The following is a 9,852-nucleotide window of genomic DNA, read 5'->3' as shown; positions in this document are numbered from 1 at the left end:
CCAGTGACTGCACCTAGAGGGCCGCCGTCACCACCGCCAATTCCGCCAGTAATGCCACCGATAATGCTAGTGACTGCGCCCAGAGGGCCACCATCACCGCCGCCGATACCACCCGTAATGCCACCAATGATTCCAGTGACTGCACCTAGAGGGCCGCCGTCACCACCGCCAATTCCGCCAGTAATGCCACCGATAATGCTAGTGACTGCGCCCAGAGGGCCACCACCATCACCGCCGCCGATACCACCAGTAAGACCACCAATGATTCCAGTGACTGCACCTAGAGGGCCGCCGTCACCACCGCCAATTCCGCCAGTAATGCCACCGATAATGCCAGTGACTGCGCCCAGAGGGCCACCATCACCACCGCCAATTCCACCAGTGATACCACCGATAATGCCAGTGACTGCACCCAGAGGACCGCCGTCACCACCACCAATTCCGCCAGTGATGCCACCGATAATGCCAGTAACTGCGCCAAGAGGGCTACCGTCGCCACCAATTACACCGCCAACAACACTTGTGACTAGGTCTAGAGGGCTACCGCCTTCACCACTGAGAACACCACCAACAATGCCAGTAACAACATCGATCGGGTTGTAATCGCCACTAATAATGCCATTTACGCTAGCGGTTACACCACCGACTGCACCTGTGACAGTGCCTAAGACACCCGTGCTATCAGCATCACCGGTCACAACCGTGACGAGATTGGTTACAGGTGTAACTAGATCACCGTGAGAGATGCTATTTAAATCGAGTACAGAGATTGCATTGCCTGAGAAATTGATTGGAATGGTAATTGGAGTCACGACGTTCGTACCATCTCCAACGCCATTGCCGATACCATAGTTCTGGTCGCCATTACCTGCACCAATACCGTTGCCGATACCACCTGATCCACTGCCAATTGAACCATTATTTTCGGTGTCATTGTCTTGGAAGTTATTATGTGTAGTCGTTGTTGCATTATTGGTTGAGGTTGATGTTGCAGTACCAAATAAGGAAATGGCATTGCCTGAGAAGTTAACGGGGATTGCAATTGGTGCGACAAAGTTTGCGTCATCCGCAATACCATTGCCGATACCATAGTTATGTTCACCATTGCCTGATGCGATACCATTCGCTATACCACCGCCAGAACCAACACCCGTGCCGCCGCCATTACTATTATTGGTGGTGTCATTGTCTTGGAAATTATTCGTGGTTGTCGTAGATGAGTTATTGGTTGAATTTGAGGTTGCATTGCCAAAGATCGAGAAAGCATTCCCTGATGCATTCACAGGTGTTGTGATCGGGATGATAATACTTGCATCATCTGCAATACCGTTGCCGATACCGTAGTTATGTTCACCATTGCCTGAAGCAATGCCATTGCCGATGCCACCTGAGCCATTTGCAGCATTACCGCCGCTATTGCTGTTATTGGTTGTATCGTTATCTTGAACATTGTTGTTGGTCGTGGTTGAAGAGCTATTGACTGAGTTTGAGGTTGCATCACCAAAAATTGAGAAGGCATTGCCTGATGCATTTAATGGTGTGGTAATTGGGATTACGATACTCGAATCATCTGCAATACCATTGCCAATACCGTAGTTGTGCTCACCATTGCCTGCGGCAATACCATTCAAAATACCTCCAAGATCACTACCAGAGCCAGTTCCAACGCCACCGTTATTACTATTGTTGATCGTATCGTTGTCTTGGAAATTGTTATTGGCTGTTGTCGAGGAGTTGTTGATTGAGTTTGAGGTTGCATTACCAAAAATAGAGCCTGCATTACCTGAGACATTCACAGGGCTAGTGATTGGCGCTACCACATTGGCATCACTACCGATACCATTACCAATACCAAAATTATGGTCACCATTGCCAGAGCCAATACCATTGCCGATACCACCGCCAACACCATTACCAGCACTACCACCTAAAATCGTACCGTTATTGCTATTGTTGGTGGTGTCATTGTCCTGAAGGTTGTTGGTTGTTGTGGTTGAACCATTATTGACAGAGGTATTGGTTGTATCACCAAAGAATGTCCATGAATTGCCTAAACCATTGATCGGTGCTGTCACTGGCATGGTGACACTTGCATCATCACCGTTACCATTGCCGATACCGTAGTTGTGTTCACCATTGCCTGCACCAATGCCATTGCCGATACCGCCGCCAACACCGTTACCCGTAGTACCACCAACACTTGTACCGTTATTGCTGTTGTTGGTGGTGTCGTTATCTAGCACCGTATTGGTTGTTGTGGTTGCTGCATTATTGTGGGATGCATTATTGGCATCACCAACGAAGGAAAACTCATTACCAAGGCCATTGATCGGAGTGGTGACAGGGGTAACGATATCAACGTCATCACCATTGCCATTCCCAATGCCATAGTTTTGCTCACCATTGCCTGCACCAACACCACTGAGTAGACCACCCACTCCGTTACCAGTACCACTACCAGCACCTGTCCCATTGTTGCTATGGTTGATGTTGTCATTGTCTGAGACGATATTGGTTGTATTGGTTGTCGCGGTATTGGTTGAGGTATTGCCTAGAGCATTAGAATTAGAGTCATTATCAAGTCCAGAGATGTTGTTACCCATGAAATTGATTGGCGTTGTGACTGGAGATGTCCAATCTGCATCGTCGCCATTGCCATTGCCAATACCGTAATTATGCTCACCATTACCAGCACTTACACCATTGAGTAAGCCACCTGCACCATTGCCTGTTGCGCCAGTGACACCCGTACCGTTATTACTATTGTTGGTGGTGTCATTGTCTTGTACATAGTTCAGCGTGTTGGTAGAACCATTGTTGACAGAACTAACATCGCCACCGCCGATAACACCCGCTGAATTACCCAAGACATGAACAGGCGTTGTCCATGGGGCAGTGATATCAACATCATCACCGTTACCATTGCCAATACCATAGTTTTGTTCACCATTGCCTGCGGCAGGGCCATTACCCAAACCACCAAGGCCATTACCTGCATTTGTACCGATGCCGTTGTTACTATTGTTGGTCGTATCGTTGTCATAAACGATATTTGAGGTATTGGTTGGAGCTGTATTGACTGAGTCTACATCACCGCCAACGCCCGCAACTGAGTTACCAAGCACTTGGACAGGTGTGGTAATGGGTGTTGTGACGCTCGCATCATCACCGTTGCCATTGCCGATCCCATAGTTCTGTTCACCATTGCCGGCAGCAGGACCATTTGCTAAACCACCAAGACCGTTGCCAATGACATTTGTAGCTGAATTATTACTATTATTTGTGGTGTCATTGTCTTGAATATTGGTGGTCGATGTTGTTGTCGAAGTATTGACTGAATCTACGTGACCGCTACCAATACCTGAAATGGAGTTACCCACAGCTTGTACAGGTGTAGTCCATGGTACTGTGATACCGACGTCATCACCGTTACCATTGCCAATCCCGTAGTTATGTTCTCCATTACCAGCAGATACGCCATTTAATATGCCACTATTACTGCCGTTGCCAGCTACGCCAGTACCGTTGTTACCGTTGTTGGTGGTGTCATTATCCTGAATGTTTGTGTTGGAGTTAGTTGAAGTATGATTGGCAGAAGTTACATCACCACCGCCAATCCCTGCGACTGAATTACCAATGGTTTGGACGGGCATCGTGATTGGTGTTGTAACGCTTGCATCATCACCGTTGCCATTGCCGATACCATAGTTTTGTTCGCCGTTTCCAGCACCAATCCCATTTAATAGACCACCAGCACTGCCGTTTCCAGCAGAACCAATGCCAGTATTACTGTTGTTCGTCGTATCATTATCTTGAATTTGAGTTGAAGATGTTGTGGGCGATGTATTCACCGCATTGATATCAGCACCGCCAACGGCAGCGATTGAATTACTTATGGCTTGAATTGGCGTGGTCCATGGCACTGTTACGCTGGCATCATCAGCATTGCCATTTCCAACACCATAATTATGTTCACCATTGCCTGCCGCAATACCATTTAATACGCCACCAGCATTGCCATTGCCTGCTTGGGGACCTGTATTACTATTATTTACAATATCGTTATCGTGGATTTGAGTTGTTGATGTTGTGGGCGTTGTATTGACCGTCGTAACAGGTGCTGTCGCGCCTAGCCATGAAAATGAATTGCTGAAAGGCTGAAATGCTGCTGTGAAAGAGGGGGTAAAGCTAAAATCATTTGCGTTACCTAATCCTGGACCGTAGTTGTGACTACCATTACCTGCCGCTATGTCGTTGAGCAAACCGCCGTGACTCGTATTCGTACTACTATTTGTATGAGTAAGAGTGCTGCTGTCTTCGATGACTGTATCTTTTACAGTCGGTGCAGTATTAACCGAAGAGGAGGTTCCTTGGCTATTGCTAGAAAGAGACAGAATACCTTTAATGGGTGATAAAATATTTTTAAATAACATATCGATATACCTATAATTATTGGAGTTTTATTTTATTAAGCCTTAATAATTATGTGACTCCTGTCTCATAATTCATCTATTAGTATTTATTAGTTGTCTATTTAATGTCAATAATGCAGTGTGTATCATATTTTTAAGGAAATATAAAAGTGAAATAAAACATGGGGCTATATAATGCTTTAGAGATAAATGGTTAAAATCAAAAAGATATGATGGCAATATAGATTGTTAATAAAAAATACAAAATTTATGCTTGAATTAAAACTTAGTCGAAATAATATTTATTTGAATTTTAATAATAATTATGGCTGTTTGGGGTGAGAAGTTGTCTTCAGACTTAGTCTGAAAGACGGAAAATGAATGTGCAGTTAGGGCCGAGAAAATTTGATGAAATGCTAGTCAATACTCACTGAAAAACCCAATAATGCCGAATCTATAGCCAGTTGAGCATGATCTTGTGAAAAAGGTCTTACCATTTGGGGAAAAGTGCGTATAATGCCCTCCATCAAATATGCGCTCATAGCTCAGCTGGATAGAGCACTTGGCTACGAACTAAGGGGTCGGGAGTTCGAATCTCTCTGAGCGCACCAATTTGAATAAATAAACCGCTTCATTGCGGTTTTTTTGTGTCTTAAATTTTTGCTTTGATTTTTTGTACAAAAACGGCATTGCCACCGACAGCAGGCAATACATCATGATAAGGCAGGCTGCGCATGGCTCTTAATAAGAAAGGAGCTTTCTCATCGATCTTCATTGCACTGGTCATTTTAAATAAAGTCCCTTGATCTAAACTGGTAAACCGCATTTGACCTTTAATAAAACGTAGATCGCCACCATTGGCATAAAAATTATTTTCAGTGCTTTGTGGATAGTTAAAGCGCAGTTTAAATGCAAAAGGAATATTGATGACTCCAAGTCCCACATTCACTTGAATGTCCGCATCTTGTGCCTGATTTTGGATTGGTGTGGTTATAACTTTCTTGATTTGTCGTGGAAATAGCTCTTGATAAGCCAGGGGTGTCAGCCATTTTTGTAATTGCTGCGGTGTTTGTTTATAAAATTGATAGGTGGTGGTAAAGCGCATGGATTCCCGTCCATGTGTATAAAGCATACTGGTCGGTGCATGAATAATACTAACTGGTTGTTGAGCCGTTTGAATAAGTTGGCTAATTTTTGTGAGTTGCACTGTGTTCAACTGCGGATTGGGAAGTTGCCCTGCATTGAGTGGGGAAATGTTAGGTTTAATAAAACGATTCCTTAATGCCTCGAGAATAAAAGCATTACTACCACTTGGAAGTCCTAGTTTTGCTTCTGGAATTGCATTGAGAATTTTCTTAAAAATAAAACCTTTAGGCTGGTTTAAATCACCCCATTGAGTCAAAGTGATTAAAGTCCGATGTTCATCTAATGCAAACCATTCAAACTTTCCAACGCCGTATGGGATAGGTGCATCGATAACTAAACTGGCAATGCTATTCGGCTTGATCTGGTGTTGTAGGGTGACATCTTCATTAAAGTTGAGCACAGGAATGGGTGTCGGGATGGAAACCCGATATTTCATTTGTACAATGTTGCCTGATTGTTCGAGTGGCTTGGCTGATTTGAGTGTGGGAAATAGACCAACATATTGATTGAAATCGGTGAGTGTTTTGGCGACTTGCTGGGTGCTAACAGGAACAATAATGGCTGCTGAATTAAAGCTGGCAGTGGGTTGTGGGTTACTTTTCAGCGTCGGGATTGAGGTTTTAGTCGCAGGATGCCCATAGATGAAAATATTGTTTTGAGTATAACTGGCCAAGAGTTGTGGATTGTTCTGAAAAGGCTGTAAGGCACTTGGAATATTGTCATTCCATGACAGGATTTGTGCAGAGCTGTGTTGTACCACTGCCATAAAAATGCAGAGGCACAAGAGACGATTCAAATAAGACATCACATTCCTTTGATTTTTATCCGTGATTTCATTCATGACTTGATTGCTCGTAGGGAGCCGATCAACACTGCTTATTAATAAATTTTTTTATGCATAAAAAAAAGTCGTATTATGTAAAACCCACTGAAATATTCTTTCGAGCAAGACATTTTAGACATTTACTTTTTACCAGTTCTATAGATCAGAATGATTTAAATTAAATAGAAGTATATTTATATCATTTCGACATAATATTGATTTATAAAAATAAAAGTATTCAATAAAGCAACATAAACAAGTATGAGATGGCGTGACAATATCATTTAAATTTTGTATTAAATCACGAGAAATGTGATTGCCCGTTGAATCATTTATGTTCTAATAGATCAGTTTTTTTCAAATGTTAGAAATCTAAAAATGTCTGAACAACGTCCAACGGTATCTGTACGCTATTATCTTAATTTAGAAGAATCCCAAGATGGTTTTGCTTTGGTAACGTTTGGAAAAAAGACCTTTAGTCGTTTTTTAACCCCCGTAATTAGTATCGCGATTATCTTGTGGGGTGTTTATTTAGGTTTTTCTGGCGTAGGGCGTTATTACGTAGCACTCGGCGCTTTTTTTCTGATTATGCAGGGTGTCATGCGTTACTGGTTTTTGCCAATGTTGTTTAAGCGTCAATTTGTACGTTATCAATTTGGTAAAAGCGAACAAGGGATTGATCTTTATCAAGATCATTTTGAACTTTATGCCGCAGGTAAAAAGCAAACAGCACAGTATGCGGAAGTACAATCTTTTGCAATTGGGAAGCTGACCTATATGTTAGAGCTTAAAAGCCATACTGTCGTCATTGTGCCGAAACGCGCATTCACTGATTCTGCAGATCAACGCAAGTTTGAAAATAGTTTTAAAAAGTAAATTTATTGGCGGTTGAAAGAACAAGGAGTTTTCATGAGTACACGTCCTTCAAAAATTGTTTGTGTGGGTCGAAATTATGCTGAACATGCGAAAGAATTAGGAAATGCCATTCCTGATCGCGCATTGCTGTTTATCAAACCACCCAGCAGCCTTGGGTCTTTGACACAAGGGGTAAGCTGGAATCAAGCATTGGGTGAGTGTCACTATGAATGCGAAATCTGTTTGCAAATTGCACATCCTTTATCGCAAGAAACAGACCCAGCCAAAGTCTTAGAGGCGATCGGTGCAGTGACATTGGGTCTGGATTTAACGCTGCGTGATTTGCAGGGTGATTTAAAAGCTAAAGGGGAACCGTGGGAGCGTGCCAAAGCTTTTGATGGTGCATGTATTCTTGCGGACTGGATTGAAGCAGACGAAATTGGCGATCTGCAAGAATTAGAACTGATTTTGACCATCAATGGTGTAGATCGTCAGCACGGTTTTACCAAAGATATGATCTTTGATATTGGATCATTGCTTGTTGAGATTAACAAATCGTTTAGTCTGGAAGCAGGTGATGTGATCATGACGGGTACACCAGCAGGTGTTGGTGCGCTACGTGCCAATGATCAATTGACCATGAAATTGATTACTCAGTCTGGCGAATACGATTGGGATACTTTTGTGAAAGCATAAGTTAAAATATTGTGGCGCTGGTTTTCAATCAGCGTCATTTTTTATATCTCAACAAATGTGTTTTTGTTCTGCTCCAAATACAAACCCAGTCAAATGTTAACTGCCTTGATACAGTTTGCGGAATTGGTCTGGGGTAAAGTGCATCCAACGTTTAAACATATAAATAAAAGCCGAAGAGCTGGCATAACCTAAATCCAAAGCAATATTTTCAATGGTTTTACCCTGATTCAACATCGACATGGCTTTCATCACTTTTAAACGCTGTCGCCATTCATGCAACGACATTCCTAACTCTTTTTGGCTATGGCGGGCAAGGGTGCGTTCGGTCATATTGATCATTTGCGCCAGTTCTTCCAAAGTACTGTTATCGGCAGGAAATTCATGTAAATGAGTCAGTATTTTGGCGAGTGCAGGATGTTGTGTTGTAGGTAAATAACTCCCAACAAGCTCAGCATGGGTGAGTGAATCGAGTAACACTTGAAGCAAGCGTAAATACTCTGGATCCTGTTCAGAAAAGGGATACTTGTGGATATGTTCGAGCAACGCAGAAACTAAGGGTACGGACAATAAGATACCTGCCTGTTGAGGCATGTTTTGGCATAACGACTCATGTATATATAGAGTGCAATGGGTGACCTCGTTACGATTGATGCCGCTATGTTGTAAATGCGGTGGTAGCCAAATCCCATAAGGTGGCGGGGTTAAATAATGAATTTGATCAATATTGACTTCTAACACGCCATCAAAAGCATAAATAAATTCTCCCCAAGCGTGTGCGTGCTGCGGGTAGAACGTCTCTGCAGGTGCATCACGAATCTGGAGCCATAAGGGAGCTGGAATATCGTTATAGGTCGGGATTGGCTGAAAATCTTGAATTCTTTGTGCTGATTTTTTCATAACATGAGAATTGCCTGAAAATACGCATCTATTGTCGTAATTTCACTATATCATGAAAATACGACAGTCTTATATTGGTGCTCAAACCATAAAATCAGGAGCGCGCAATGGATGAGCGTAAAGCATTAGATGCAACGGCATCGGGTCTGATGATCGTACTGTGTATGATCTGGGGACTACAACAAGTCATTTTAAAAATGGCAGCTCCTGATATTTCGCCCTTAATGCAAATCGCGCTGCGTTCTGGTCTTGCCGCCATACTGCTTTTACCTTTACTTTACTTCGATAAAACCAGTCAGTTGTTTAATCGCCAGAATTTGAAAGCGGGCGCATTGGTTGCCTTTTTATTTTCTTTAGAATTCTTTTTATTGGCACAAGCATTACAGCTCACCTCGGCTTCACATGCAGTGGTGCTCCTGTATACCGCTCCGATTTTTGTAGCCTTGGGATTACATTGGAAACTCCCTTCAGAGCGCTTAAGCATGTTGCAATGGGGCGGGATTGCGATTGCCTTTTTCGGGATTGTGGTAACTTTTTTACGTGCTAATTCGAGCGGATCGATTGCAGATCGGCAGATGTTATGGGGTGACTTGCTCGCTTTGGCGGGCAGTATTGCTTGGGCAGCAACCACCATTACTGTACGTTTATCTTCACTTGCACAAGCTGCAGTCACACAAACCTTGTTTTATCAATTGGCGGGTAGTTTTGTGTTGTTGTTTGGCACGGCTCTTGTTCTTGGGCAAGCCACGATTCATTTCACCCCCTTGGTGATGGGGAGTTTAGCTTTTCACACCTTGGTGGTTTCTTTCGCCAGTTTCTTGGCGTGGTTCTGGTTACTACGAAATTATTTGGCTTCCCGCCTTGGCGTCTTTTCCTTCCTGACGCCTTTATTCGGGATGGCTTTTGGCGTGTGGTTATTGGGCGAAAAAATTGAGCTGAACTTTGTGATTGGCTCTGGATTGGTTTTGGTTGGAATTGTAGTGGTGAGTTTGCAGAGTTGGTTAAGGAAATAAAAAAGACCTC

Annotated in this window: 6 protein-coding genes and 1 tRNA gene; 4 read left to right on the top strand and 3 right to left on the bottom strand. The window is 43.1% G+C overall.

The features are described 5' to 3' along the window. Positions 1-4,433 (bottom strand): beta strand repeat-containing protein (locus F909_RS14860; protein WP_005147053.1); only part of this gene is annotated, 4,433 nt, incomplete at its 3' end. A 513-nt stretch (positions 4,434-4,946) separates the two neighbouring features. Between F909_RS14860 and F909_RS14865 the strand changes: the two genes are divergently transcribed. Then, positions 4,947-5,023, top strand: a tRNA-Arg gene (locus F909_RS14865). A gap of 41 nt (positions 5,024-5,064) precedes the next feature. On the opposite strand, the gene F909_RS14870 is transcribed toward F909_RS14865, so the two are convergent. Further along, on the bottom strand, positions 5,065-6,363 hold the full coding sequence (locus tag F909_RS14870) for an SRPBCC family protein (protein WP_005147051.1): 1,299 nt from the start codon (positions 6,361-6,363) through the stop codon (positions 5,065-5,067). Positions 6,364-6,759: 396 nt separating this feature from the next. On the opposite strand from F909_RS14870, the gene F909_RS14875 reads away from it, so the two are divergent. Together F909_RS14875 and F909_RS14880 are read left to right on the top strand one after the other, a co-directional pair. Further along, the gene (locus F909_RS14875) at positions 6,760-7,257 is read left to right on the top strand and encodes a YcxB family protein (protein ID WP_005147048.1); all 498 of its coding nucleotides are present in this window, start codon (positions 6,760-6,762) and stop codon (positions 7,255-7,257) included. A gap of 12 nt (positions 7,258-7,269) precedes the next feature. Continuing rightward, the gene (locus F909_RS14880) at positions 7,270-7,932 is read left to right on the top strand and encodes a fumarylacetoacetate hydrolase family protein (RefSeq protein ID WP_265596696.1); all 663 of its coding nucleotides are present in this window, start codon (positions 7,270-7,272) and stop codon (positions 7,930-7,932) included. A 96-nt stretch (positions 7,933-8,028) separates the two neighbouring features. Here F909_RS14880 and F909_RS14885 read toward each other — a convergent pair whose 3' ends face one another. After that, entirely contained in the window at positions 8,029-8,829 is an 801-nt protein-coding gene (locus F909_RS14885; protein ID WP_005147044.1) for an AraC family transcriptional regulator, read from the bottom strand. Between the two features lie 107 nt (positions 8,830-8,936). Between F909_RS14885 and F909_RS14890 the strand changes: the two genes are divergently transcribed. After that, complete coding sequence (locus tag F909_RS14890) at positions 8,937-9,842, top strand: DMT family transporter (RefSeq protein ID WP_005147042.1); 906 nt, start codon at positions 8,937-8,939, stop codon at positions 9,840-9,842. Positions 9,843-9,852: the final 10 nt, after the last annotated feature.

The organism is Acinetobacter sp. ANC 3929 (assembly GCF_000369405.1).
Taxonomy (GTDB): Bacteria; Pseudomonadota; Gammaproteobacteria; order Pseudomonadales; family Moraxellaceae; genus Acinetobacter.
Note: the sequence above shows the minus strand (reverse complement) of the source record. Positions and strands in the feature narration are given on the sequence as shown.